Origin of the sequence: Ignatzschineria sp. RMDPL8A, assembly GCF_029815055.1 — a bacterium.
Lineage (GTDB): Bacteria > Pseudomonadota > Gammaproteobacteria > Cardiobacteriales > Wohlfahrtiimonadaceae > CALZBJ01.
Window position 1 is genome coordinate 369820 of sequence record NZ_JAPPWA010000002.1, and the last position, 24965, is coordinate 394784.

A 24965-nucleotide genomic window follows, 5' to 3' on the forward strand; every position below is an offset into this window, starting at 1 on the left:
ATAGAGTGACCGCCGTTGCGATCACCTATTTACGATAATGGAAAAGAGAAATGTCGTCAAGAATTATTATGAGTAGATAAAATCGCTATTTTCACCAATCCAGCGGTCGATAAGATGTTGGCAGAGTGCCTCGTTATCGATGATATTCGCCGAGATCGTGGACGCTTTTTCCACCAGATCTTGATGCAGTAGTAGATCGGCCATCTTAAATTGAAGCACGCCGGTCTGTTTGGTGCCGAAAATCTCTCCAGCTCCGCGAAGTTCGTAATCTTTTTCCGCAATTTCAAAGCCATTGGTGGTCTGTTGCATGATCGCTAAGCGCTCTTTGGTGATGCTCGAAAGGGGTGGCGAATAGAGCAGAAGGCAGAAGGAGGCTTTTGAACCTCGCCCGACACGGCCACGCAGTTGATGGAGCTGCGAAAGCCCTAAACGCTCGGCATTTTCAATAATCATAATGGAGGAATTGGGCACATCTACGCCCACTTCGATCACCGTTGTCGCCACTAAAATATCAAGCTCGTGGCGTTTAAAGGCGAGCATAATTGACTCTTTTTCTTGCGGTTTTTGCCGTCCATGAATTAGCCCGATACGAAGATTTGGCAGACGCTCAGTAAGATCAGCATGGGCCATCTCGGCGGCTTTTGCAGGCAGTACTTCCGATTCTTCAATCAAGGTGCATACCCAATAGACTTGCGTGCCTTCAGCGCATTGCGCGCCAATTCGTTCAATGACGGCATCGCGTTTTTTCACACTGATAAGGCTTGTTTTTACGGGAATTCGATTCGGCGGATATTCATCAATAATCGAGCTCTCAAGATCGGCATAGGCAGTCATCGCAAGCGTGCGAGGAATGGGGGTTGCCGTCATCATCAGTTGATGGGGTGTAAACCCTTCTTCCGCTTTTTTCTGCAAGGTTAACCGCTGCTCAACGCCAAAGCGATGTTGCTCATCAATAATGACGAGATTGAGATCTTTATAGAGCACATTTTCCTGGAAAACGGCGTGGGTGCCGATGATGATTTTTACCGTGCCATCGGCGATTTTTGCTTGCGCTTCCCGCTTCTGCTTTTCGGTGAGTTTGCCAGTTAAAAGGATTGTTTCAATGCCAAACGGGGTAAACCAGCGTTCGAGATTGATAAAATGTTGTTCCGCAAGGAGCTCTGTTGGTGCCATAAAGACTGCTTGAAAGCCTGCTTTTGCAGCGTGAAGAAGCGCCATCGCCGCCACAACGGTTTTCCCCGAACCCACATCCCCTTGCACAAGACGCATCATCGGACGCGTTGATTGAATGTCATTCTCAATCTCCGCAATGACGCGCTGTTGGGCACCGGTAAGCTCAAAAGGGAGTCCCGCTAAAAATGCCGGTTTTGAGTCATCAAGAAGGTGAATGGGAAAGGCTTTTTCCGTCTGAAAGAGTGCACGAGAACGTTTGAGTGCGACTTGATGAGCCACAATCTCTTCAAGCGCCATCATCTGCTGCTCAGGATAGCGTTTCTCTTCAAGCTTTTTAATATCCACATCGGTCGGCGGTTTATGCAGAAAATAGAGCGCATCTTTTAGATTGATGGGAGGATTATGCAGATAGGTGGGGAAATTATGATCGTGCAATTCATCGAGAAGCGCATCGATCAGACTCTGCATTTGACGCTGTGAAAGCCCTGCAGTGAGCGAGTAGATCGGCGTTAATCGCTCCTCGAGTTTGATATCTTTTTGGGCAAAATTGAGAATCTCCGGATGGCTCATCTCAAGATGATTAAAGCCATATTTCACCTCGCCATAACAGCGAATGGTTTGTAGCTCCTCAAAGCGTTTAATCATGCCGGCATTGTAATTAAAAAAACGAATCGCCATCACGCCCGAATCATCTTGAAGCCAGATAAGTAGCGTCGAACGGCGCCCGCGAGTCATCTCTTTTTTAAAGATGCGCCCCTCAATAATGGCAATGTCGCCGGGCTGAATATCGGCAATGAGGGAAATGCGCGTCCGATCCTGATAACGGTAGGGCAGATGAAAAAGCATATCGAGATACGTTTTAATGCCGAGCTTTGCCAGCGTCTCCGCCATTTTTGGGCCCACGCCTTTTAAATCGGTGATCGGTTTATGCTTTAACGTTTCCACAATATGACTCGTCTCGCCTCAGATTTACAGGATAGTTACGGTTTATCATAAACTAAAATGGGGCATTTGTTGATTTTTTCACGCGGAAATCGGCGGATATAAAAAAGCCCACGCAAAGGCGCAGGCGATTTAAATTTGGGATTGAGAAACGCTGGCTTATTGCGCCATCATTTTTTCAACAACGCGCTCACCGATCGCTTCGCCCCATTTTTCACCCTCTTTCATCGAATCTTTCATGATATCAGGCATTTTATCAACCATTTTTTGGCCCACTTCAGAATCGTAGAATTTTAAGATCTCTTGGATATCTTCTTCGGTGAAGTGTTTTTGATAGATCGGCACTAAAAGCGCTTGAAGATCGGCAGGATGAATCTCATCTTTTACCGCTTGTAAAAACTCAGGAGGCGCGCCTGCTTGGCTTAGGTCATTGATCATCTCCATCATCATATCAACGCCCATAGATGCGGCTTTTGTTTTCTCAAGAAGGAGGTTAACACTCTCAGCGCTCGCAGGGGCTGCAAACGACACTTGAGAGAAGAGAAGGGTAGCGCCTAAAGTCGCCGCTGCAAATAATTTTTTCATGGATTTCATCCTAATTTAGCTATATATGCTCGAACCGCATTATAAACATGGCATTAAAGAATTGTAAATCACTTTAATTTTAAGATAATTGAAGAAAATCAAAGTGATGGGTAAGTTGGGTGATTTTTGGGCAGCTACACAATCTCAATCTTCTCTCTGTCCTCTTCGGTGAGGGTTTCATACCAATCCTCGCCGATGATTTCAATAGGGTGTTGTGAGCGATCCGATCCGTTGCCGCAGAGCATTCGTCCGGTAGGGCAATATTTTTCACAGCCCCAGCAGATGCGTTCGGGGTGTTTGGGTTTGAGCGGAAAGCGCATTTTTTTCTTTTTCATAGAAAAAGTATAGCAGAGCGATGGGCAGTTATTTTGATCGATATCGGATTTTATAACGCAGTATGAGGCGAAGCCATATCAATTGGGGGAAATATAATTGCCCTCGCGGGTTACCTTTGCGGTTGATTCCCTTATAATAGGGGCATTGAATTCATTTTTAGACCGAAATTATAGGAAGAATATGTCAATTGAATCAGTACAAACGTTAATTAAAGACGATTTTACGGCCGTGAACCAAAAGATTTTGACGGCACTTGAGTCGGATGTGGTGCTTATCAATGAAATTGGTAAATACATTGTCTATTCAGGGGGCAAACGCATTCGTCCTATGATCGCGCTTTTATGTGCTCGCGCGGCGGGATATGAGGGTGATAAACACATTACGGCAGCGGCTTTAATTGAGTTTATTCATACGGCAACGCTTCTTCATGACGATGTGGTCGATCACTCCGATATGCGTCGCGGTAAAGAGACGGCAAACGAGATTTGGGGCAATGAAGCGGCGGTATTAGTGGGTGATTTTATCTATACGCGCTCGTTCCAAATGATGGCGTCGCTCCGTTCGATGCCGATTATGGACATTCTTTCCGAAGCGACCAATATTATCGCGGAAGGGGAAGTGATGCAGCTTTTAAACATCGGCGACCCAGATACCACTGAAGAAAATTACATGAATGTGATCTATTCAAAAACGGCGAAACTCTTTGAAGCGTCGGGCGGCGTTGCAGGCGTAATTGCACGAGAAGCGGGCCTTCCCGATCATGTGGACGCGCTCTCAAAATATGGGATGTATTTAGGCACAGCGTTCCAACTGATTGACGATATTTTGGATTACACTACCACAAGCGATGTGATGGGTAAAAATACCGGGGATGACTTAGCTGAAGGAAAGCCAACGCTCCCATTAATCTACGCGATGCGCGCGGGAACGGAAGCCGATGCAGCGCTCATTCACGATGCGCTTGTGAATGCCGATATATCAAAGCTTGATGCCATTTTAGAGATTATCAGCCGTACAAAATCGATCGATTACACCCATAATGTCGCAAAAGAGCAAGCGAAGTTAGCGATCGAAGCCCTCAAAACGCTTCCCGATTCTGAGCATAAAAAAGCGCTCGAAATCTTAGCGAATTATGCCGTAGATCGTACTTTTTAATCATTGAAGGGTTTTATCGATTAAATCATCGATTAAAACAGGATAGAGATTGATTTAAAAAGGACTCCTCGAGTGATCGGGTGAGTCCTTTTTTATTGATGGATATGAAAGGGAGCTAGATCAGGGAAATGCTCTAATAGGTAGTTCTCAGTATGTAAAAGTTAATAGTTATTTTTTTGAGCTAGATTTGCTCGGTTTTAATGATCGCTGATTGCCTGGAGTATTTTTATTATCTCGTCGACGTTAGTCTAGTTTTCCTGTTGATTTTGCTTTTGGTTTCGGGCCGGGTTTAAGTGCCATAAGTATTTCCTTTGTAAGAATGATTAATCTATCCTTATATTATCTGTTATATATTGTATTTTTCAAAGGATTAATGTTTTTTTGATCCTTGTCTGTAAGGAGTTAATCAGGATCAGGGGATAGGTGAGAGATTCTATATTATTACCTCCGCGCCCCTTTCGTTTTTAAAAAATCGATCAGATCATTGCGATCGAGCAGTTCGATATTGAGCTGGGCGGCGAGGGATTTGGCGGATTGGGTATAAAAGCTATTGGTGATTACAAGGCCGTGATCGAGCTTGTAAAACCCTTGGCCAGCATAGGTCTCTTGTACGGCGCTATTTCCCACATTTCGGCTCCAACGTTTGCACTGAATCCCGTAGGATTCCTTCTTTTTATGGGCGATGATATCGATGCCTTGATCCCCTTGATATTGGGTAATTTTAATGCGCTTAAATCCATTGAGCCGGAGAAAATAGGCGATGTACGCCTCAAATTGATCGCCTTCCATCTGGTCGATATCTTTTAGGGTGATATAGCGGAAGCGTTTATTACTGCGAACACGCTGAAAAAGCTCATATCCACCACGAATGATGCGGGAGCTTAGAAAACCAAACATCGTGATGATCCAGAGGAGGACGAGCAAAAGCGCGGCCTCTAAAATCCAACGGGGATCCTCTGATTTTGGATATAAAAAGAGCGCGAGCGCGACAACGAACCCTGCCACCAGAGTTTTTAGCCACTCGGTTACTTCTTTTCTCACAGATTGTCCTTATTTGATGAAACGCTTGATATTCCCTTATCTTGCGAAGTTTTCTAGTATAACGGAGAACGGGCGAGGTGTCAGGCTTTAATTGTGTAGATTATTCGCATAGGATCGGGCTTTTGAGAGTATTTTCACCATTTAATTGAAAAACTAATTGACAGAAAATTGAGCAATCGTTACACTACAAAAAGTAAACAACAGTTAACATTTTAAGAGGCCACTATGAGTAAGCATCTTCGTTTGTCGGAAAAATGGTTTAATCGCGGGCTGTGGCTTGTGAGTATTTTATTCGCTTGGTTTTTAATCGGGCTTGGAAGTACGATTATCAATGATCTTCCAAAGGTTGAAAAACCGCTGATGGTGGAGGACTTCTACGATGAGACCGTAATGCCGGAGCTTCGTGAAAAAGAGATCTTATATGATCAAGAGTTTGGAAAACTTCGCTCATCGCGGGAGCGGTTAGAGATCGAAAAAGCGCAAATTTCGGCACGCTATCAGGCGGAAAAAGAGAATCATCTTAATTATTTAGCCACGAAAGGGATTACCGATACGGCGAAAGAGGATCCGGAGTTATTAGCAAAAGCAAAAGTGCTCGAAACGCTCCGAATTGAGCATGAAAAAGCGGAGCAGGCGCTGCTTGCGATAAGTGAAGAGACGCGTCAACTAAATGAAAAACGTGAGGCATTGCAAGGGGAGCTCTATGAGGCGCACGAGGCGGGATTTAAGCTCTACCAAAAAGCCCGTGATCAGATGGATTTACGCGTATTTATCTACCGATTATTATTAACCTTACCGCTACTTCTGATTGCGGGCTATCTCTTTAAAACTAAGCGCAATTCGAGCTATTGGCCGTTTGTGTGGGGATTTATCTTCTTTGCGCTTTTTGCATTTTTTGTGGAGCTCGTCCCGTATCTACCGAGCTACGGCGGTTATGTGCGCTACGGCGTGGGTGTGATTTTGACCTTTTTCGGTGGTCATTATGTGATTAATGCATTGCGAAATTATTTAAAACGCCAAAAAGAGGCGGAAGCGGCCCCTGAACCTGCGCGCCGGCAAGAGTTGCAATATGAGATGGTCTTTGCGCGTCTTGAAAAGGGGGTTTGCCCAGGGTGTGAACGCCGGCTCAATCTTGCCTCAAACTTAGGAGATTATTGCCCTCATTGCGGACTGCATCTCTTTGCCGAATGTGGCGCGTGTGGGGCACGGAAAAGCACCTTTGCACATTTTTGTCATCAGTGCGGCATTGGAGATCATCAAGAAAAAGTGGGTTAAGATCAGCCCATTGGAGTAAATTTTAGATCTGTCCGAAATGGAAGATAATATATAAGAGGAGAGGGTGACCGATCCTCTTTTTTGTGGGACAATAAAACATTACTTTTATATTCATCATTAAAATGCGAAGGAGTCGGAGATGGAATCAAAGGGACGTGACGCAGATTATTTTCAGAAAAATTATGGATTAACACTCCCCCATACGGATGTGGTGGCGGCAAGTGAATTGATTAAGCCGTGTGCAGCCCTTGATTTAGGCTGCGGGATGGGCCGAAATTCGCTCTTTTTGAACGAGCTGGGATTTACTATGACCTCCGTCGATGCCAATCCGAATGCGATCGAATCGCTCAAAGCGGTGATTGAGACGGAATCGATCGAGGGAATTACGCCGTTTCTCTACAATATTAATGATGCAACGCTCGATGGGGAGTATGGTTTTATCTTTTCCACCGTGGTTTTTATGTTTTTGGAAGCGGAGCGTATCCCCTACATTATTCGCAATATGCAACAATCGACAGCGGCCGGCGGGTATAACCTCATTGTGTCGGCGATGCATACGGACAGATATCCCTGCCATCAAGGCTTTTCGTTCACTTTTGGTGAGGGCGAGCTGGCGGATTATTATAAAAATTGGGAACTTGTGACCTATAACGAAGATGTGGGTGAGCTCCACCGTGTGGACGAAAATGGCAATCGCATTCAGCTTCAATTTGCGACGATGCTCGCGAAACGAATCGCCTAATGTAAGCGCTTTATGCGGAGCAGTTGCCGTTTGTGCATTTCTGCTCTATACTCAATTTTAGAAATTAATCGATTTCCACTAGAGGTGCTGTTGAAAACAGCTGAGATTGAAGTGATCAACTTCGGGACTCTTTGAACCTGAACTAGTTAAGACTAGCGGAGGAAAGTGGGCGAGCTCTTAAATAAATCCTCGCGCGATAGAGAGATAATTATTGCGTTAGCGACATTGATTTTAGAGCCACAGCACACTTTCTTAGAAGGACGATTGGGTTATTCCAACGGCCATTTAAGGAAGTTTTTTTATGCCAAACGATTGCCACATTGAGGCTTTACACTGAGTTGACCGGATCGTGGTCGAGAAAATCAGATAAAGGAGCCACGATGGAATCGACGGGGTATAAAGAGGCGCGCACCACTTCCCGCAAGCGAGGGATGATGAAACAGCTTTTTGCCATTACGCCAGATAATTTACCGATGGACGCGACGCTCGAGATTATGAGTGAGATTGCGCCCATTGTGGATTTTATTCAAGTAAGGGAAAAAAGTTTGTCGCCCCTTGAGCAAGATCAGCTCATCGAGACGGCGCTGTTAAACGGCATTCCGCCCCAAAAATTGATCATCAATGATCGCATCGATCTCGCCCTTCTGCATGGGCTTAACCACGTTCATCTAACGGAGCGAAGCATTCCGCTACAGCGCGCACAGATTGGATTTCCTGCGCTCTCCTTTAGCCGTTCCGTTCATTCGCTTACGCAGATTATGGCGCATCATCTACACGCGTCTTATCTGCAGATCGGCCATATCTTTCCCACAGCGTTAAAAAATTATCCTCCCTTTGGGCTCGAAAACCTGAAAAAGGCGAGTGCGATTGCGGATAATTTGGTGGCGGTTGGGGGGATCGATCATACGACGCTTCTAAAAGTCCGCCCCTATGTGATGGGGGTGGCGGTGATGTCGGCGCTTTTTGAACATGCAAATCCCGCCTCTTATGCCCAAACGTTAATTTCGCTGTTAAATGATTAACCTAAAAAGGAGATGACTATGATTACGATTATTGTGAATGATCGAGCGCTTGAGATTGCCAAAGAGACGGCGACGGTCGCTGATCTTGTGGAGGTGCTCGACCTTGCTTCGCGCCGTTTTTTTATCATTGAAAAAAATGGTGACGTAATTACCAAAGCGCATTACGCCACTGAATCTGTCAATCATAACGACTCATTTGAGATCGTGCATTTTGTCGGTGGAGGTTAACACATGACACTTAAAATTGGTTCGTTCGAGTTCAATTCCCGCATTTTTTTAGGCACGGGAAAATACCGTTCGTTTGAAGAGCAAAAGGGCGCCGTTGAGGCAAGTGATACGGAAGTGCTCACCTTTGCGGTGCGCCGGATGGATATTTTTGATCAAAGCCAGCCCAATCTTCTTGAGCAACTCGATCTGACAAAATATAAATTACTTCCCAATACCGCAGGGGCAAAAACCGCTGAAGAGGCCGTTCGCATTGCTAAATTAGCCCAAGGTTCGGGCCTTTGCGACATGATTAAGGTGGAGATTATCGGGTGCGATAAAACGCTTCTGCCCGATCCCATTGAAACCCTTCGCGCAACGGAGATGCTCCTTGCTGAAGGAATGACGGTGCTCACCTATACTTCCGATGATGTGGTGCTCGCGCGCCGTCTGCAAGAGATGGGTTGTCACGCGATTATGCCGGGCGCATCGCCGATTGGGAGCGGATTAGGGATTTTAAATCCGGTCAATTTATCGCACATTATCGACCAAGCGACGGTGCCGGTGATTGTCGATGCCGGTTTAGGCAGCCCGAAAGATGTGGCCTATGCGATGGAGCTTGGCGCGGACGGCGTTTTGTTAAATAGTGCGGTCGCCTATAGTGAAGACCCGATCAAAATGAGCCGTGCGATGAGTTTAGCAACACAAGCCGGACGTTTAGCCTTTGAAGCAAAACGCATGGAGATGAGCAAACTTGGGCGCGCAAGTAGCCCGGTGGAAGGCATGATCCGATGATAAATCCGCGTTACCATCGGCTCGCCCGATTTCATCAGCTCGGCGAGAAGGGCGTATTGGCACTTCGTGCGGCGCATGTGGTGATTATTGGAACGGGCGCGCTCGGTGCACAACACGCGGAAACCTTGACGCGCTCTGGGGTTGGCACGCTCACCTTGATCGATCGTGATATCGTTGAGCTCACCAATCTCAGCCGTCAAACCCTCTTTACCGAAGCTGATGCGAAGGCGTCGCTTCCGAAAGTGATCGCCCTTGAAGCGCATCTTAAGGCGATCAATCATGAGGTGATGATTCGGCCAATTTTCACCGAAGTCTCGCCTCATAATATTGAATATCTGCTCGAAGGCGCCGATCTTATCTTAGATGGCACTGATAATCTCAATATTCGCATGCTGATTAATGATGCCGCTTATAAACTTAAGATCCCGTGGATTTTTGGCTCCGCGCTTGAGAGTTACGGCATGACCTATAACTTTTTAGACACGCCTTTAGACGTAACTGATAAAAAAGGGCCGTGTCTGCGCTGTCTGCTCGGGGCGATCCCGCTTGAGAGTGAGGATACTTGTTCCTCTGTCGGCGTAGTTCAGCCAATTTTACAACTGATTTCAAGCCTGCAAACGGCGGAAGCGATCAAGTTTTTAACCGGTTTTTCGGTGCGTGATACTCTCTTTACCGCAGAGCTTTGGGACTTTCATACTCAATCGATCAATCTGGATAAACTTAAAAATCCTGACTGCTCAACTTGCGGAAGTGAGCCGACGTTTCCAGCGCTCTTTCAAGCAGATTCGAACGGAGATTCCAAAGAAAAATCTAATGCGTTTAAAATCCGCACACTCTGCGGGGGTGAGTTTATGGTCTATGCACCAAATCCCCACGATTTTAATCGCATTAAACCGCGTCTTGAACAGAGGAACCTTGCTTACAAAGAGACCGACTATTTCCTCAATATTATGCTCGATGATATCGCTGACAAGGAAGATTTAAATTCTGAATCCGCGGTACAAAAACGCATTATGCTCTTTAATGATGGGCGCGCGATTATTTATGGTGAAAAAGACGAAACGGCTGCCTTAACGCGGTATACTCAGGTTCTTTCTTAATCCATAATGATTGGCACCTTGCGGGGGATTTTCATGACGCTTTTTTCAATTAAACGACCATTAACCCGTCCGCTTGGCGGTTGGTCGATTCTGTGGCGCTTTATGCTTTACGGGCCTTTTTATGGAATTATCATGGCGTGCGCGGTCATTACTCTGATTGATCCGCATTTAGGGAGCATGATGCTCGCGTTTTCGTTTGGCTATCTGCTCGGGATTATACCGGCGATGATTGCGGGGATCACGCTGATCTTAATGCGCCGCTATAAAAAGTCGGTGGATGCCCAATATCTCGTTACTTCGCTTGTTGGATTTATCGTCAGTGGCAATCTTTTTCTGATTCACATCGGCCTTGTCGGCTGGCTAAGCGCGCTCTGGTGCACCTACGGCATTTTTGAGACGGAAAAACATCAGGCAGAACGATTCCGCCCGCATCTCTATCTCTTGGTGATCCTGATTTGCTGGGGCATTGGCGCACTCGTTAAGACTGTTTTTTTAATGGCGGCATTAAACGAGATCATTAACGATAATCATTAAACGTATCGACGTTAAAATCGTAATATTTCTCGAAGAGTTGTAGATAGATTGTTTCCCCGTTAAGCGCCAGGGTAAAGCCTTTCAAGGCAGCGCCATGATCCTCTAACGCATCCAAACAATGGGCGAGTTTTTCGATGTTGTCGTCTCTTTTTTGAGTAAATAGCAGAATCAATTCATCGCCGGTTGAGATCGCGGTTTCAAGCGCCGTTTGATCCTCAGGATATTGAATCACGCTGACTGAGTAGGGCGCATTTTCACTATTGTTATCCCCGTTACCCGCTTCATGAAGAAATAATTGATGATTTTTTTGTGTGACGGTATGAGCTAAATTAAGAGTACGGAATTCCGTTTCGAGCGCTTTTTTAAGGATTTCGGCAAGGGATATCGCGGATAAATCAGCGGATTTGAGCGCCGTTTTAAAAGATTCGCTATAAAAGAGATTGGAGATCATCGGCTGGAAGGAGGTGTTGTGCATGGGACTCTGTTTCCTGTGGCAAAAAAGAGGGTTTAATAAGCATAGCAGACGAGTGATCAATGCGGGCAAAAAGGCGAGAAGTGGTACACTAGAGGTTCGCGTATTGTTGCAAAATTAGAGTATTGATCATGCCATTAATTACCGACTCGGCCTATCGAGCGCCCTCCATTTTTCATAAAAGTGCCCACTATTCCACGATTGTTCCCGGATTATTTCGCGATTATCAGCCACCCTATTTTCAGCGGGAGCGTTTGGAGCTGGACGATGGCGATTTTCTCGATCTTGATTGGCTTAAACAAAAAGAGCGCAATAAACTGCTTATTTTAAGTCACGGGCTCGAAGGAAATTCACGAAGACCCTACATCACCGCAACGGCAGACTATTTCTATCGGCGTGGATTTTCGAGTCTTGCGTGGAATCAGCGTGGATGCAGTGGCGAGATGAATCGGACGCTGCGTTTTTATCATCACGGCGTTTATGACGATCTTGCGCGGGTTGTGCGTTATGCGTTGCAATCGGGATTTGAGGAGATCTATCTAATCGGCTTTTCCATGGGGGCGGCGGTGAGCTTTAATTATTTAGGGCACACAAAAACACTCGATCCGCGGGTAAAAGGGGCGGTGGGTATCTCAACGCCGCTCGATATTGTTGCAAGTGCCGAGTTTATTAATCAGGGCTTTAATAAGGTCTATGTGCAAAATTTTCTCGGGACACTTAAAGAGAAGGTAAAGGCGAAAGCGGTACAATTCCCAGAGCTGCCGAATTTAGATAAGCTCGATGAAGTTAATGATTTCACTAGCTTTGATAACTATTTTACCGCGCCGATTCACGGCTTTAAAAACGGTGGGGATTATTATTACCAAACCTCGCCGCTACGGGTGATCGAACAGATCGATCGGCCCATTTTAGCGATCAATGCGCTCAATGATCCGATGCTTGGCGAGAGCTGTTACCCTTATCATGTGGCGGAACAGCACCGCTATTTTTATCTAGAAACGCCGAAATATGGCGGCCATTGCGGATTTCCGCTCAAAGACTCTCCCTATTCGTGGGCGGAAAAACGGGCGTATCAATTTTTTAGCGAGCACTGTTTTGCATAAGAACATAAAAAAAGCCCAAGCGCATGCTATTTTTAGAGCGCTTGGGCATGATCGATCTAGGGCTAGCTACATCATAGATTAGAGAAGAGATCGATCAATTTACTTTTTAGAGATGGCAATTTTCTCGAAAGCCTCCTCTTTTGGCGCTTCTTTTTCAAGCACAATCTCTAAGAATCCATCCTCAAGATCGGCGGATTGCACTTTCATACGCTCCCCTAAATTAAAGCGTAATGAGAAGCTACGTTTTTGGATACCGCGATGAATATATTCATCATTTTCCGTCTCTTTCTCAGATTTTTCTTCATGCTTTCCTTCAATGATGAGTTGCCCTTGACCTGCATTAATTGACAAATCTTCCTCTTTAAAGCCCGGGACACTTAGGGTGACTGCGTAATGGGAGTCATCAATTTTTTTGATGTTATAATCGGGCATATGTTGTGTAGGAAGATCGCCAAAACGATTGAAAAAGTGATCCATTTGTGGAAAACGATCAGAGAAAAATGAATCTGATGTAATGGCTGGAATTAATGAAAATGGACGAAATGCCATAAGGTTACCTCCTTTTATTACGATCAAAAAAACAATTTGGAGTATGCCATCCGCATAATCTCCTTTCACTATTGAATATGGGGGTGGTTGATTTTATTTCAAGAGGATTGATTAAATTATTTAATGGTATGCAGGCTTTAAAAGTTTGATTGCCTTCTAAGTTGCGCTACTATTGGTGAGCTAAATGAGAGGAGAGAAGGAGTTTCCATGAGCTTTTTGATGGAAGAAAAAGAGATTATGACGGCGCTTGAAGCGCTCACAGCGCGCAAGGGGTTTATCCATGTGGTGGCCTATTTTGCCTTTTTTTACGAATTTATGGGGAACGATGCAGAACATCTGCCGACCCGTAACGGAATTATGCTCTTGCTTGGATTGATGGCGAAACACCCGATCGATACGAGGCTTCCGTCGGTGTTTGAAAGCGAAGAGATGAAGGAGGAGGCGCTTGAGCTATTGCACCGCTTGACGCATATTCACGGGCTGATGATGAATGAGCTCCGGGTGAATTATCCTGAAGATTATATGATGCGCGCCGAATATTATGTGGTACCAATTTTTTATAATCCGCCAGGGGTGTTTGATCTGCAATATATTGATTTCGCGCCGAAACGCTATCAAAAAGATGATGCATGGCTCCTTGAGCATAAGGGTTTTGAGAGTGCGGATATGGCAGAGCTTGAGAAGTTTTTCACCTTTTTCCTATCGCCGAGTCGAAAGCGCTTTTTAAAACGCCTTGAACGGCTTAACGCACAAAACATCCAGACGCTGACTTTTTTGCCCGCTTTTACCTTTAATAAAAAAGAGCTCGGAAAACGTTTTTCCAAAGCGCAGGTGGAGCGGATTTTAAACCTGTTTGATGCCTTTGCGCTTGATATGAATCGCGGAACGTACAATGCGGAATTTGATTCGATTAATGTCAAAAATGCCCTGCTGGAAACGCCGATTTTAAAGGTGGGGCAGGATTATTTTATCTTCGATTTCTTTACGCTCTTTGAGGCGCTCTATACACGTCCCTTTGATTGGATGATTGCCGATAATGCCTATCGTAATGAGGCGGCGACGCATCGGGGCAGATTTACCGAATCGATGTTAAATCGTGCGCTTTCAAACGTTTTCGGTAGAGAAAACGTGTACCAAAATGTTGAAATTATTGGGCGCGATGATGCCGGCAATGATGTAGATCTCGGTGAGATTGATCTTTTAGTATTGTGGGAGGGGCGTGGGATTGTGGTGCAAGCGAAATCTCAGCGGCTTACCGATAAGGCGCGCCTTGGCGATGAGAAGAGTTTTAAACGGGACTTTTTCCGCGCGGTGCAGAAATCCTATCAGCAGGGCGTGAGCTGTTATCAACATCTAACATCGGGCAGAAATCGCCTACAGATTGCAAGTGAGCCCCTTGAGATTCCGGCGATTGATGAGGTCTATCTAGTTTGCGCCGTGTCCGATTATTTTCCGACGCTTTCAAGTCTTGCGGAGGTCTTTTTGCGCGTTGAAGAGGGGGATCTCTATCCTTCCTTGGTATCGGATCTCTTTTTTGTCGATTTTCTTTGTGAGGTGATCGAGTCGCCGGAGCAGTTTTTTGCCTATATGGATCAGCGTGCAAGTTTTGAAGGGAAGCTCTATCAGCCCCATGAGCTCTACTTTTTAGCCGCATTTATGGCGGGCGTTACTGAGGTACTTTTAGAAACGCCCACCGATTCACCACTTCTGTTTGAGACCAGCGGCGTCGAGCTTACTCAGCGATTTTATCAGCGTTATGCGAAAGCAGGGCGGATTCCTGATTATTTTCTTGATTAAAGCGGTATTTTTTGTATGAGTCTTGTTTTTTATTTATAAAATAATTATCTATTGATTTTTATAAAAATAATTTTAAATATGTTTATGTTTGTCTAAATTTACATTTTTATGTAAATGGTTTTTATTGTAAAATCATATCCATTTTTATTGTGCTTTAAGTTGATTTTACAGTTGTTTTGCGGGTAGAGATCTAAATTAAAAAGCACTGAAAATAGGGCTTTAATATTATGTTTTGTATACAAATATAAAAGAAAATATTCTAGTAGGTGCTATTATGTAATTAGATTAATATGTTGTGAGGAGCTTTCTTATGAAACGTATGACCCTTCTATTTATATGTTTATTGCATGTGGTTTTTGCTGATGAGCTAATGCCACATCACGAGCCGATTGTTTCATCAATCCCTCCTAAACCTAATATCATGTTAGTACTCGATAGCTCGGGGAGCATGGGGTATTTTGATATGCATAAACCCGATGGGTATGATGAAAGACTTGCGATTAGTAAATTTGCACCCTTTAAAGCAGGCGAATACCCTCAGTCGTATACAGGAAATGTTCGTTGCTTATACCGACCTTATAAAAAACCTTCATATGGACAAAAGGACTGTAAATTTTATCGTTTTTCAGGTGATCGTGAGCTTGTGCCAGGTTTATATTCTCGAGCAGCGGTCCTTATGTGGACAGTTGATAATTTAATTAAGGAATATGGTGATAAAGCCTATATTGGACTTGCACCATTAGGTCCAGGGCACAGTCGTACAGGAAAATTAAGTTATTTTGATGCATTATTATTGAATCCTGCAGAACTGTATAGTACTGATGATTGTAAAGATATTTCCGGAAAAGAGAGTATGAAATGTGACATACATTCAGGGCTTAAAAGGTTTTATGACTATTTTCGTGTTGAGGGGGGAACACCTTTAACAAATTCGTCATATCGTGCAGCAGCACGTATGAGAGGTTTACAAGCACCTCAAGGAACAACAGTTTATTACGAATATAATGATGGCAGTGGGATTTTAATGAAGCCACCAGGTGGGTCTAGTCCTTGGACTAAGTATTCAACAAGTGTGAAGCCATCACCAAAATATCGTTGCCAAGAGCAACATCTGATTTTATTAACTGATGGTGAACCAACTGAACATGAACTTCTTAAGCATGACAAGGATCAAGGTCTGACTTTATCGAGCAGTAGTGCGGGTAATTTAGTTGATATTGGGATATTTCTACAATCAATTGATGTTCGCGACGATGTATTGAGTTTTGCAAAAAAGAATTCTTCATATGCAAAAGACCAAGCTGATATGGATTGGAAGAAATCCCCTGGAAGTGTTGAAAAAATGCCAATTATAACGCATGCAATTCGATTTGGTAGTGAAGAAAATGTAGAGCAGTATGATAAATATTTAAGAAAATTTGTTGGGCAACAATATAAAGGCTCCGGTAGTAGTATTGTGGAAATCTTAAAAGAGGAGAATTGGAATAAAGATAATGCATGGGGTGTTTTTGCTGTGGCTGCTGATACAAGTAGTTTAGATCTCGCTTTTCATAAAATATATCAAACAATTATTAACAGCCGAAGTGGGACGGGTAGAGCAAAAAGTCAGGCAAATATTGTTACAGATGAAGGTGTTGAATATGCGACTTCTTATATCCCAGGGCTTTGGAAGGGGGAGGTTGTTGCATTTGGTTATGATTCAAAGACGGAGCGCTTTACTAAAAAACTTTGGTCGACTACAGATGATCAAAAAATAGTACCCAATCAAGGGAAATTTTATACTTATACGAATAACCAGCAGAAAGAGTTATCTGATGCGGGACTCGAAAAAAAATATGTAGACTGGTTAAAGGGCGGACAAGTCTCAGGTCTTCGTTATCGTTACCCTTTAGGAGATATAATTGACTCACACATTACCTACGCTTTTAAAGACGCTCTGCATCTTAATTTAAGTAAAATTCACTCTAAACGAGTGGAAGAGTATTTAACCTATCTATACCAAAAAAATGCAAGTGCTAATTTACGTAACTATCTTATTGCAGGCTCAAATGACGGTCTTTTAAATATTTTGTATGCAAATGAACGTTATCCGTCTGGATCATTTATAAATCAAGAGGGAAAAGTAGAATTAGTGAATCGTGGAGGGCAACGTCGTTATAGTTATTTTCCGAGCTTTTTTAAAGAAGATCTTCTGAATATAACGCGTAAAGATTATGACCATCTCTATACAGTTAATGGGACAACGCATCTTTTTGATGCGAAAATCGGGCGTCATTTCCATACATTAGGCATTACAAGTATGGGAGCGGGTAAAGAAGGGTTTGTTGGGTTTTCCACATTTAGTGATTTGAGGGGCGAGAATTTTAGAATTAACTTTGAGATTACGAAAGAAAATTTTCCAGAATTAGGATATACCTATTCTAATATTGAATTTTTTAATCGAGAAGTTGATGGCGTTCCTCAAGCGGTGGCTGTTTTTGGTAATGGATACAATCCGCGGGGAAGCTCGGTTGTTTATTTGATTGATGCTTATGATGGGAGGCTTTTAAGTAAGATTCCATTGCCAGGGAAAGGTGGTGCATCGAGTCCTGCTACGGAGGTTGTTGTGACTCCTTATGATGAAAATATAGGTACAGGCGGTTATCAGCAACTTGAAAGAATCTATGTAGGTGATCATAGTGGTAAGCTTTATCGAATCCGATTTTTAGATGAAAATTTAAATAACTATCAAGTTAATACGGTGATTGATTTAGGGCCTACGCAACCCATTACAGTTCGCCCTACTATCTCCCGTAACCCATCTGGAGAGCATTGGGTGTTCTTTGGTACCGGACGGGCGATTCTGTTGAAAGATGCGGACTCTAAAGATCAACAAGGTTTTTACGCAATTAACGATACGTTCACTTCTGTGCAAGAAGAAGAGCTTAAGCCTAATCAGCCTTTAGTGACGACGGATCAATTACATCGTCATCGTGTTTTAACTCAGGATACAAAAAGTGAAAGCGAACATAAATTTTATGTGACAACCACGAATACAACGAGTGATAAAACGACTGCTGGCTGGTATTTAGAACTCAACGGAGTGGGGGAGCGTGTAATTTTTCCAGCAAGAATTCAAGGGAATAAGTATATTGTTTTTCCAACGTTTGGGGTTCAGTTAGACTCGAAATTTAAAGAAGATCCCTGTTTGGGAGGGGGTATTTATGGAAAAATGTTAACACTATCACTCTATACGGGCCAACGTTCAGATCTTTACAAGAAAGATGGATCTATGCATTCAGGCTATTATTTTGATAATGATGCTCCAGGTATTCCTAATGGTGCGAACATGACGATTGGTAATGACGATTCGGGTGATAATCCAAAAGGAAATCAATCCTATTATGATCTTGATAAGTTGAGAGATGAAAATCCTGAAAGCCAATATGTTGGAGAAGAGGTTCTGGAAGATGCAAGTTTTGGCACACTTAATGGCGGTTGGCACTCAATTCCTGATTTAAAAGGAATTAAAGATCAGGATTTAGACGCTAAATCAGGAAGACTCTATTTAAGAAGTATCTAATCGTTGATGCACAAAAAAGCGTATCCAGTTAAGGGTACGCTTTTTTGTTCTCTTTGCGGTCTATTATTTAGGAGCCGCGGTATCGATTAATCGTTGCCGGTAAAGGCGATTAAAAGACGTAAAAGGGCCGAGAAGATGTTGTAGATGCCGATATAAAGATCCAGTGCAAGGCTCACATGGCTGGTTTCGCCACCGCGAGCGGCATCGTTAATGCGGTAGACAATGATCGCCCCTGAAAGTGGGATAATCACTGCTGAGATGATCAGGTTCATCACCGGCATTTTTAAGAAGAGTACGTTTAAGACGATGGTTGCCATTAAAATTAACACAGAGATCCCAACAAATTTCCCTAAAAATGAGAAGTCGCGGGTTTTGTCGCTGCCAAGTGCGGCAAGAGCGATAAAGAGCGCTCCGGTTCCGCCGGCTGCCGTCATAATGAGGTTCGCGCCATTGCTGCTTTTCATCGCGATGGTTAAAAGCGGTGCGAGCATTACGCCCATTAAGAAAGTAAAGCCGAGCATTAATACGACGCCAAGTGTGTTGTCACGATTTTTCTCGATCATAAAACAGAGGCTATAAAAGGCGATCATGTGGCCAACGAAAAAGAGAATCGGGCTTTTGACAATTAAATTAAAGATCGCTTGGATATTAGCCATACCGATGAGCGCGCCTAAAATCGTCGGTAAAAACGACACTCCCACAAGGAGATACGCTTTTTTGATGACGTCGTTCATAAGGACCGTTTGCCCTTGCTGAATCACATCCGGTCTTGATTGGAAATTCATAATCACTCCTTTATTTGATGATTAAATCACGATAAAACAGATCATTGTTTGCGTTGCATTATAACGATAATGAGGGTTTGTCACAGAAAAAAAAGAGATACTTCGAAAAATATCTCTTTTATATGGGTTTAATCGATACCACTCAATCGTGGTAAGCGCCGAATTAACGTGAATTTTCACCAAAGTCGCGTTCAAACGCTTCCACTAATTTATCTTGCCAGCCGGTTAATGGGCGGAGACGACCTGAGAAGAAGCGCATGATTTTAGGCTCTTCAAAGAATTCCAGTCCTTCAATGAGGTGGCGATTATCGTAGAGCCAGTGAATGCGGTCTACGGCGTATTCGATTTGCGAGAGCGTCATCATACGGCGAGGAACGGCAAGGCGGAGCAGCTCCATCGAGGAGAGGGTTTCCGTGCCATCGGGCTGACGCGCTTCTGACATGGTGCCACGCTCCATTCCGCGTACGCCACTGATAATATAGAGTGCCGCCGCAAGCGCGCCTGCAGGATATTCATTTTGTGGAATGTGAGAGACAAACTCGCTCGCGTCCAAGTGACAGCCAAGGCCACCGGGAGGCGTAATTACGGGAATGCCGCGTTTAATCAGCTCTTTAGCCATATGAGCGATCATCATCGGCCCTTGGGAGATAATGTCGAGCTCGAGCGTTTCATCAAGACCGACTACAAGCGCTTCCATCTCACGGGTCGACATACCGCCGTAGGTTAAAAAGCCTTCATAGAGTGGAATGAGCTCTTTCATCGCATCGATCAGTTTGAGGTTATTGGAACAGATTCCACCACCGCGCGCGCTGCCGAGTTTACGGGCTGAGAAGTAGATGATATCGCACTGTTTCGCAATTTCGAGCACGATTTGATGCACGCTCATGGATTTTGCTTCCGCTTCACGCATTTTGATGAAGTAGAGGTTATCGGAGAGAAGGCTCGCATCAAGCACCAACATGATGTTATTTGCTTTACAGATCGCGCTAATTTCACGCAGATTGGCAAGCGAGAAAGGTTGCCCGCCGATGAGGTTTGTTCCCGCTTCCATACGCACATATGGAATACGATGGCCGTCGGTTTTGATTAAATTGCGCAGTTTATCCAGGCACATATTCCCTTTAAACGGATTGTCGCTGGTGATCTCAAAGCCTTCATCAATGAGCAGTTCGGCAATTTCACCGCCACGCTTTGCAATATGGGCGTGAGTGGTGGTGAAGTGATAGTTCATCGGCACGATCGAGCCTTCTTTAATGAAGGTTTCCGAGATGATATTTTCACAAGCACGGCCTTGGTGCGCAGGGAGGAAATAATCGGTACCAAAGAAACTTTTGAGCTTATCTTTTAGACGATAAAAGGTCTCGCTTCCCGCATAGCTATCGTCGGCCATCATCGATGCCGCCACTTGTCTATCACTCATGGCATTGGTGCCGCTATCGGTCAGCATGTCGAGGAACACTTCGCGCGTTGGCAGTAAAAACGTGTTATTGCTCGCACGAGTAATGGCCTCTAGGCGTTCACGAACCGGTAAAAGATAGGTTTTTTGCACCACTTTTACTTTATGCATCTCTAAAGGAATCGTTTCACCATTTCGTAATTTAATCATTATCAGAGCCCTCCTTTTGGCCCATCTGAGATAGTTCTTATCTGATCTAAAAAATAAGCATTTCTCCTCATCTTATGGGGTAATTTTGAGACTGTCTATAGGCAAATCTGAGGGTTAGCGGTAACAATCAATATTTATCTAAATTATGCAACTTTATAATTATATTTAAATATGAATTAGAATTATCTGTCTTTTGTGGGCGATTAAATAATAATCAACGAAATATTCTGCGGTTTTTATGATAAGTCGTAGCAGTTTATGAGTCGTTTTCATCGAGCGTACTTAAAATAGGTTCACAATTGATTGATATTTATAAAAATAGACAGTTAATAATCCTGTATTATTAGGCCTTTAAGCGCAATTGCGTGAATAGATTCGAAATAGACGAGAAATAGAGGCATAAGGAGGCATTATGCAAAGTGGAGAGCAGGACAATCGCAAAGCGGGGCTTGAGAAAAACCCCAATTGGTATGCCGTATCAGGCGATGGATATAGCAGCGCGCCGACCTTTTCGGGTGGAGAAGCGGCGATTCCGAAGCTCATTTCATTGAGTTTTCAAGGCCGTTTTGGGCGGTTAAGTTATTTAAACGGCTTCTGGGCGATCTTTGGTTTTTCGCTACTGAGCATCATTATTATCGGCATCGTGAGCTGGGTGTTTTCATTTTTGAATCAAACCTTCAGCGGAGTCATTTCTGTGCTTGCGATGATCGGGCTTGGGATCTACGTCTATATTTTGTATCTGCGCAATATTTCACTGCGGGCCCATGATCTCAATATCTCGACGCTAGCGATCTTGATCCAGATTTTGGTAATCCCCATCGCGCTTTCGATCATCACCTTTATCGTCGGGATCTCATCAGGGCTTCCGAGCAGATTTGTGATCGCGGTGATGAATGGTGATATGCCGATGCGCAATCTACCTACGGTTTTTTATATCTTTGAAATTATCAATATTATCTACGGTGTTTATCTCTTTTTTCTTAATTTCTATCTCTTAGTTTGGGCGGGGAAAAAAGAGACCAATGCCTGGGGCGCACCCCCTTGTCAGGGCAGTTATGTAGGACTGATCTTAACGATTATTTCGCTATTAGGATTAGTCGGCATCATTCTCTACGCGGCATCACAATATTATTAATGTTCGATCAGTAGAAATCTGTACAGCTATCAACCGAGCCTTGAGGTCATCGTGATCTCAGGGCTTTTTTGCGGGCGCATCTAAAGTGGACTATGACGATAGATATCAAATTAAAACAGAGAATTATCGGTATAATTAAAGAAGTGTGTTCGTTGAGATAAGGAGTGGGCATCATGTTCGATAAACACTTAAGCGGTTCGAAGGGTGAGGCGTTAATGGAAGAGCGTTCCGTTGTTTCACCGCCGAAAATTTTTGATTTTGAGTTTGAAGGGCGGCTTGGCAGGCTCAATTATATCAATGGGTTTTGGATTATTGTGTTCTCTGTCGCGATATTAATGACGCTGCTATCGCTTGGATATTACGCCATCATACAGGTAAGTCCGCGGGTGGCGACGGTGAGTGCACAGCTCTGCGTGGTTTTAATTGGACTGAGTAATTATATCTTCTATTTCCGCCTGATTTGCCTGCGCGGGCACGATATGGGCATTCCCTCGAAAAAGACGATTTTTTACTTTTGGGGCGTTCCCTTAGCGCTATTACTCTTCTTTTTTGCAGTCTATTTAATCCTTGGTTCGCCGCATCTTGGCTTCACCCGTTATCTACTGGTGGATTATATTTTTATGGGGTTCTATCTTATTTTTGGGCTCTATTGCGGTCTGCTTTTTTTGTGGGTGTTATGGATGATGGTCTATCCCGGCGATATTGGTGAAAATGCCTTTGGAAAGCCTGTAAAACAGGGCCCGTGGGTCGGTGCAATTTTGACGGTGATTGCGGTGATTGTGATCGCACTGATAGCGATTTATTACGATGATCTGATCGCGATGTTCGAAAAAGAGATCATCAATTTAGCCACATTTTTATATCATTTTATTTTGGGATAGCTTCGATGTGAATATTTCATGCTTTCCTTGGAATTTGCTAAACTAAGGCTCTTTTTTAGTGTTGAGTTGAAAGTAAAATCCCTATGAGTCTTTTATTAAATGAGTTGGAAATCTTAAGTCCTGCCCGTGATATTACCATTGCGAAAGAGGCGATTATTCACGGCGCCGATGCGGTTTATCTTGGCGGGCCTGAGTTCGGGGCACGTCATGCGGCGGAGAACAATGTGGCGGATATCGCAAAGCTTACTCGCTTTGCCCACACCTTTAATGCCAAAGTTTTTATTGCGCTCAACACGATCTTACATAATGACGAGCTTGAAGAGGCGCGGGCGCTTATTTATGATCTATACGATGCTGGCGTTGATGCGCTCATTGTGCAGGATATGGGGATTTTAGAGCTCGATCTGCCGCCGATTGAATTACACGCTTCAACGCAAACCGATATTCGCACCTTAGATAAAGCGAAATTTATGGCCGATGTGGGTTTTTCTCAGCTTGTATTAGCCCGTGAATTATCACTCGATGAGATCCGCGCAATTCATGATGCACGCCCGAATACTCCGCTTGAATTTTTTGTCCACGGGGCGCTCTGTGTAGCGTTTTCAGGGCAATGCTATATCTCGCATGCGGAAACAGGACGCAGTGCAAATCGTGGGGATTGCTCGCAAGCATGCCGTCTTCCTTACACGTTGCAAGATCCGAAAGGGCGCGTTGTTGCGTATGATAAACATCTTCTGTCGATGAAGGATAATAACCAAACCAATAACGTTGAAGCGCTGATCGATGCGGGCGTTCGCTCTTTTAAAATTGAGGGGCGCTATAAAGATATGGCCTATGTGAAAAACATTACCGCCCACTATCGCCGTGTGCTTGATGAGATTATTGAGCGCCGTCCGGAATTTCAGCGCGCATCACATGGGCGCGTTATGCATCATTTTATCCCCAATCCCGATAAAACTTTCCATCGTGGTAGTACCGATTATTTCGTCAATGAGCGAAAAACCGATATCGGTGCCTTTGATTCACCTAAATTTGTGGGGCTTCCGGTTGGGCAGGTGGTCTCGATCGGTAAAGATCATTTAGAAGTAAAAACGACCGACGCCCTTGCCAATGGCGATGGGCTTAACGTTCTTATTAAACGGGAAGTGGTGGGTTTTCGCATTAACCGCGCCGATAAAATTGGTAACAATCATTATCTAATCTATCCGCAAGAGATTCCTGAAGCGCTGGCAAACTTCCGCCTGCATAAACCGTTGGCACTCAATCGCAATCACGATCAGGTTTGGAGTCAGCTGTTAACGAAAGAATCCGCCGAACGTAAAATCGGGATCGATCTCTTTTTTGAAGTAGGGGAGACAAGTGCGAAACTATCTGCAACGACCGAGATGGGGAACTTCGCAGAAGTGATGTTAGATGGGCCTTTTGAAGCGGCGAAAAATCCTGAAAAGGGCCGTGAGATGTTGGAGAGAAATCTCACAAAACTTGGAGAGACACCGTTTTATCTAAACAACATTCAGCTGATTGGTGAACGCGTACCTTTTATTCCGGCAAGCCATATTAATCAGCTTCGCCGAGAGTTGATTGAAACATTAGAGAATCAGATGGAGCAGGATTATGTGCGCGGTGAGCGTCGTCCTCGTGCTGAACCGCTTGCGATTTTCCCCGATGAGCATCTCACCTTTTTAAATAACGTCTATAACGATAAGGCGCGGGAGTTTTACCAAAAACATGGGGTCAAAGTGATCGAAAAGGCCTTTGAAGCCCATGAAGAGCTTGGGGAGGTGCCGGTAATGATCACTAAACACTGCCTGCGTTTTTCCTATAATCTCTGCCCGAAACAGACGATCGGCGTGACTGGAGTGCAAGGGCAAGTAAAACCCGAACCGATGACGCTGGTTCACGGCGATGAAACCTATACGCTTAAATTTAATTGCCGTAAATGTGAGATGCATGTGATGGGATCGATCAAACCGCATATCCTTAAAAAACCGCTTTTGGGGATGGAATTAAAGTAGTGGGACGGGCGCAAATAAGAGGTGGTTAATATCTATTCAGAATAAAGCCACTTTTCGTTTGACAAAAAATTGGAAGATTTGTATTATACCAATCCTGCACAGCAGGCAAACAAAACACGTTTTAATAGTATAAACCAATTAGCTTAAAACGTATCT

22 protein-coding genes and 1 riboswitch are annotated in these 24965 nt (G+C 44.1%); of the genes, 14 read left to right on the top strand and 8 right to left on the bottom strand.

Annotated features, from left to right (window positions below; translation table 11 throughout):
* Positions 1-66 precede the first annotated feature (66 nt).
* The 3 genes from recG to OXI21_RS03215 form a co-directional block, all read right to left on the bottom strand.
* Complete coding sequence (recG, locus tag OXI21_RS03205) at positions 67-2118, bottom strand: ATP-dependent DNA helicase RecG (RefSeq protein ID WP_279618121.1); 2052 nt, start codon at positions 2116-2118, stop codon at positions 67-69.
* A gap of 156 nt (positions 2119-2274) precedes the next feature.
* Complete coding sequence (locus tag OXI21_RS03210) at positions 2275-2700, bottom strand: DUF2059 domain-containing protein (protein ID WP_279618122.1); 426 nt, start codon at positions 2698-2700, stop codon at positions 2275-2277.
* A 134-nt stretch (positions 2701-2834) separates the two neighbouring features.
* Positions 2835-3035 (bottom strand): DUF3079 domain-containing protein, encoded by a 201-nt coding sequence (locus OXI21_RS03215; RefSeq protein WP_279618123.1) that lies wholly within the window; start codon positions 3033-3035, stop codon positions 2835-2837.
* A 181-nt stretch (positions 3036-3216) separates the two neighbouring features.
* Between OXI21_RS03215 and ispB the strand changes: the two genes are divergently transcribed.
* Positions 3217-4191 carry an octaprenyl diphosphate synthase gene (ispB, locus tag OXI21_RS03220; protein WP_279618124.1) on the top strand — a complete coding sequence of 325 codons (975 nt, stop codon included), beginning with the start codon at positions 3217-3219 and terminating at the stop codon, positions 4189-4191.
* A gap of 441 nt (positions 4192-4632) precedes the next feature.
* On the opposite strand, the gene OXI21_RS03225 is transcribed toward ispB, so the two are convergent.
* Positions 4633-5232, bottom strand: a complete 600-nt coding sequence (locus tag OXI21_RS03225) for a restriction endonuclease (RefSeq protein ID WP_279618125.1) — start codon at positions 5230-5232, stop codon at positions 4633-4635.
* A 225-nt stretch (positions 5233-5457) separates the two neighbouring features.
* Between OXI21_RS03225 and OXI21_RS03230 the strand changes: the two genes are divergently transcribed.
* From OXI21_RS03230 to OXI21_RS03260, 7 genes are all read left to right on the top strand, one after another.
* Positions 5458-6507: a hypothetical protein gene (locus OXI21_RS03230; RefSeq protein ID WP_279618126.1), complete on the top strand. Its 1050-nt coding sequence runs from the start codon at positions 5458-5460 to the stop codon at positions 6505-6507.
* Positions 6508-6646: 139 nt separating this feature from the next.
* Positions 6647-7249: a tellurite resistance methyltransferase TehB gene (tehB, locus tag OXI21_RS03235; protein WP_279618127.1), complete on the top strand. Its 603-nt coding sequence runs from the start codon at positions 6647-6649 to the stop codon at positions 7247-7249.
* Between the two features lie 70 nt (positions 7250-7319).
* A riboswitch (TPP riboswitch) is annotated at positions 7320-7430 on the top strand.
* A 199-nt stretch (positions 7431-7629) separates the two neighbouring features.
* Complete coding sequence (locus tag OXI21_RS03240; RefSeq protein WP_279618128.1) at positions 7630-8271, top strand: thiamine phosphate synthase; 642 nt, start codon at positions 7630-7632, stop codon at positions 8269-8271.
* Positions 8272-8289: 18 nt separating this feature from the next.
* Positions 8290-8499 carry a sulfur carrier protein ThiS gene (gene thiS, locus OXI21_RS03245; protein ID WP_279618129.1) on the top strand — a complete coding sequence of 70 codons (210 nt, stop codon included), beginning with the start codon at positions 8290-8292 and terminating at the stop codon, positions 8497-8499.
* A gap of 3 nt (positions 8500-8502) precedes the next feature.
* Entirely contained in the window at positions 8503-9270 is a 768-nt protein-coding gene (locus OXI21_RS03250; protein WP_279618130.1) for a thiazole synthase, read from the top strand.
* Positions 9267-10370, top strand: coding sequence for a ThiF family adenylyltransferase (locus OXI21_RS03255; RefSeq protein ID WP_279618131.1), 1104 nt, complete (start codon positions 9267-9269; stop codon positions 10368-10370). Before OXI21_RS03250 ends, OXI21_RS03255 begins: the two co-directional genes overlap by 4 nt.
* 33 nt (positions 10371-10403) lie before the next feature.
* Positions 10404-10904 carry a hypothetical protein gene (locus OXI21_RS03260; RefSeq protein ID WP_279618132.1) on the top strand — a complete coding sequence of 167 codons (501 nt, stop codon included), beginning with the start codon at positions 10404-10406 and terminating at the stop codon, positions 10902-10904.
* Here the strand turns inward: OXI21_RS03260 and OXI21_RS03265 are convergent.
* Positions 10888-11379: a hypothetical protein gene (locus tag OXI21_RS03265; protein WP_279618133.1), complete on the bottom strand. Its 492-nt coding sequence runs from the start codon at positions 11377-11379 to the stop codon at positions 10888-10890. The genes OXI21_RS03260 and OXI21_RS03265 overlap by 17 nt on opposite strands.
* A 128-nt stretch (positions 11380-11507) precedes the next feature.
* Between OXI21_RS03265 and OXI21_RS03270 the strand changes: the two genes are divergently transcribed.
* Entirely contained in the window at positions 11508-12479 is a 972-nt protein-coding gene (locus OXI21_RS03270; protein ID WP_279618134.1) for an alpha/beta fold hydrolase, read from the top strand.
* Positions 12480-12578: 99 nt separating this feature from the next.
* On the opposite strand, the gene OXI21_RS03275 is transcribed toward OXI21_RS03270, so the two are convergent.
* Positions 12579-13028 (bottom strand): Hsp20 family protein, encoded by a 450-nt coding sequence (locus OXI21_RS03275; RefSeq protein WP_279618135.1) that lies wholly within the window; start codon positions 13026-13028, stop codon positions 12579-12581.
* 207 nt (positions 13029-13235) lie between these two features.
* Between OXI21_RS03275 and OXI21_RS03280 the strand changes: the two genes are divergently transcribed.
* Both OXI21_RS03280 and OXI21_RS03285 read left to right on the top strand, forming a co-directional pair.
* On the top strand, positions 13236-14825 hold the full coding sequence (locus OXI21_RS03280; protein WP_279618136.1) for a hypothetical protein: 1590 nt from the start codon (positions 13236-13238) through the stop codon (positions 14823-14825).
* Positions 14826-15135: 310 nt separating this feature from the next.
* A complete protein-coding gene (locus OXI21_RS03285) occupies positions 15136-18387 on the top strand; it encodes a PilC/PilY family type IV pilus protein (protein ID WP_279618137.1) in 3252 nt (1083 codons plus the stop codon).
* 86 nt (positions 18388-18473) lie between these two features.
* Here the strand turns inward: OXI21_RS03285 and OXI21_RS03290 are convergent, their stop codons facing one another.
* Positions 18474-19172 carry a Bax inhibitor-1 family protein gene (locus OXI21_RS03290; protein WP_279618138.1) on the bottom strand — a complete coding sequence of 233 codons (699 nt, stop codon included), beginning with the start codon at positions 19170-19172 and terminating at the stop codon, positions 18474-18476.
* Between the two features lie 163 nt (positions 19173-19335).
* A complete protein-coding gene (locus OXI21_RS03295; protein ID WP_279618139.1) occupies positions 19336-20778 on the bottom strand; it encodes a tryptophanase in 1443 nt (480 codons plus the stop codon).
* A gap of 412 nt (positions 20779-21190) precedes the next feature.
* On the opposite strand from OXI21_RS03295, the gene OXI21_RS03300 reads away from it, so the two are divergent.
* The 3 genes from OXI21_RS03300 (at position 21191) to OXI21_RS03310 (ending at position 24809) form a co-directional block, all read left to right on the top strand.
* Entirely contained in the window at positions 21191-21913 is a 723-nt protein-coding gene (locus OXI21_RS03300; protein ID WP_279618140.1) for a hypothetical protein, read from the top strand.
* A gap of 173 nt (positions 21914-22086) precedes the next feature.
* Positions 22087-22794 carry a hypothetical protein gene (locus tag OXI21_RS03305; RefSeq protein ID WP_279618141.1) on the top strand — a complete coding sequence of 236 codons (708 nt, stop codon included), beginning with the start codon at positions 22087-22089 and terminating at the stop codon, positions 22792-22794.
* An 83-nt stretch (positions 22795-22877) separates the two neighbouring features.
* Positions 22878-24809 carry a U32 family peptidase gene (locus OXI21_RS03310; protein ID WP_279618142.1) on the top strand — a complete coding sequence of 644 codons (1932 nt, stop codon included), beginning with the start codon at positions 22878-22880 and terminating at the stop codon, positions 24807-24809.
* The last annotated feature ends 156 nt before the right edge of the window (positions 24810-24965 follow it).

Excerpts from the sequence above, each read along its gene's own strand:
- OXI21_RS03295 (WP_279618139.1), bottom strand. The coding sequence starts at position 20,778 with ATGATTAAATTACGAAATGGTGAAACGATTCCTTTAGAGATGCATAAA.
- OXI21_RS03215 (WP_279618123.1), bottom strand. The coding sequence starts at position 3,035 with ATGAAAAAGAAAAAAATGCGCTTTCCGCTCAAACCCAAACACCCCGAA.
- OXI21_RS03310 (WP_279618142.1), top strand. The coding sequence starts at position 22,878 with ATGAGTCTTTTATTAAATGAGTTGGAAATCTTAAGTCCTGCCCGTGAT.
- OXI21_RS03260 (WP_279618132.1), top strand. The coding sequence starts at position 10,404 with ATGACGCTTTTTTCAATTAAACGACCATTAACCCGTCCGCTTGGCGGT.
- OXI21_RS03265 (WP_279618133.1), bottom strand. The coding sequence starts at position 11,379 with ATGCACAACACCTCCTTCCAGCCGATGATCTCCAATCTCTTTTATAGC.
- OXI21_RS03270 (WP_279618134.1), top strand. The coding sequence starts at position 11,508 with ATGCCATTAATTACCGACTCGGCCTATCGAGCGCCCTCCATTTTTCAT.
- ispB (WP_279618124.1), top strand. The coding sequence starts at position 3,217 with ATGTCAATTGAATCAGTACAAACGTTAATTAAAGACGATTTTACGGCC.
- thiS (WP_279618129.1), top strand. The coding sequence starts at position 8,290 with ATGATTACGATTATTGTGAATGATCGAGCGCTTGAGATTGCCAAAGAG.
- OXI21_RS03305 (WP_279618141.1), top strand. The coding sequence starts at position 22,087 with ATGTTCGATAAACACTTAAGCGGTTCGAAGGGTGAGGCGTTAATGGAA.
- OXI21_RS03210 (WP_279618122.1), bottom strand. The coding sequence starts at position 2,700 with ATGAAAAAATTATTTGCAGCGGCGACTTTAGGCGCTACCCTTCTCTTC.
- OXI21_RS03275 (WP_279618135.1), bottom strand. The coding sequence starts at position 13,028 with ATGGCATTTCGTCCATTTTCATTAATTCCAGCCATTACATCAGATTCA.
- OXI21_RS03280 (WP_279618136.1), top strand. The coding sequence starts at position 13,236 with ATGAGCTTTTTGATGGAAGAAAAAGAGATTATGACGGCGCTTGAAGCG.
- OXI21_RS03300 (WP_279618140.1), top strand. The coding sequence starts at position 21,191 with ATGCAAAGTGGAGAGCAGGACAATCGCAAAGCGGGGCTTGAGAAAAAC.
- OXI21_RS03250 (WP_279618130.1), top strand. The coding sequence starts at position 8,503 with ATGACACTTAAAATTGGTTCGTTCGAGTTCAATTCCCGCATTTTTTTA.
- OXI21_RS03285 (WP_279618137.1), top strand. The coding sequence starts at position 15,136 with ATGAAACGTATGACCCTTCTATTTATATGTTTATTGCATGTGGTTTTT.
- OXI21_RS03290 (WP_279618138.1), bottom strand. The coding sequence starts at position 19,172 with ATGAATTTCCAATCAAGACCGGATGTGATTCAGCAAGGGCAAACGGTC.
- tehB (WP_279618127.1), top strand. The coding sequence starts at position 6,647 with ATGGAATCAAAGGGACGTGACGCAGATTATTTTCAGAAAAATTATGGA.
- OXI21_RS03255 (WP_279618131.1), top strand. The coding sequence starts at position 9,267 with ATGATAAATCCGCGTTACCATCGGCTCGCCCGATTTCATCAGCTCGGC.
- OXI21_RS03230 (WP_279618126.1), top strand. The coding sequence starts at position 5,458 with ATGAGTAAGCATCTTCGTTTGTCGGAAAAATGGTTTAATCGCGGGCTG.
- OXI21_RS03240 (WP_279618128.1), top strand. The coding sequence starts at position 7,630 with ATGGAATCGACGGGGTATAAAGAGGCGCGCACCACTTCCCGCAAGCGA.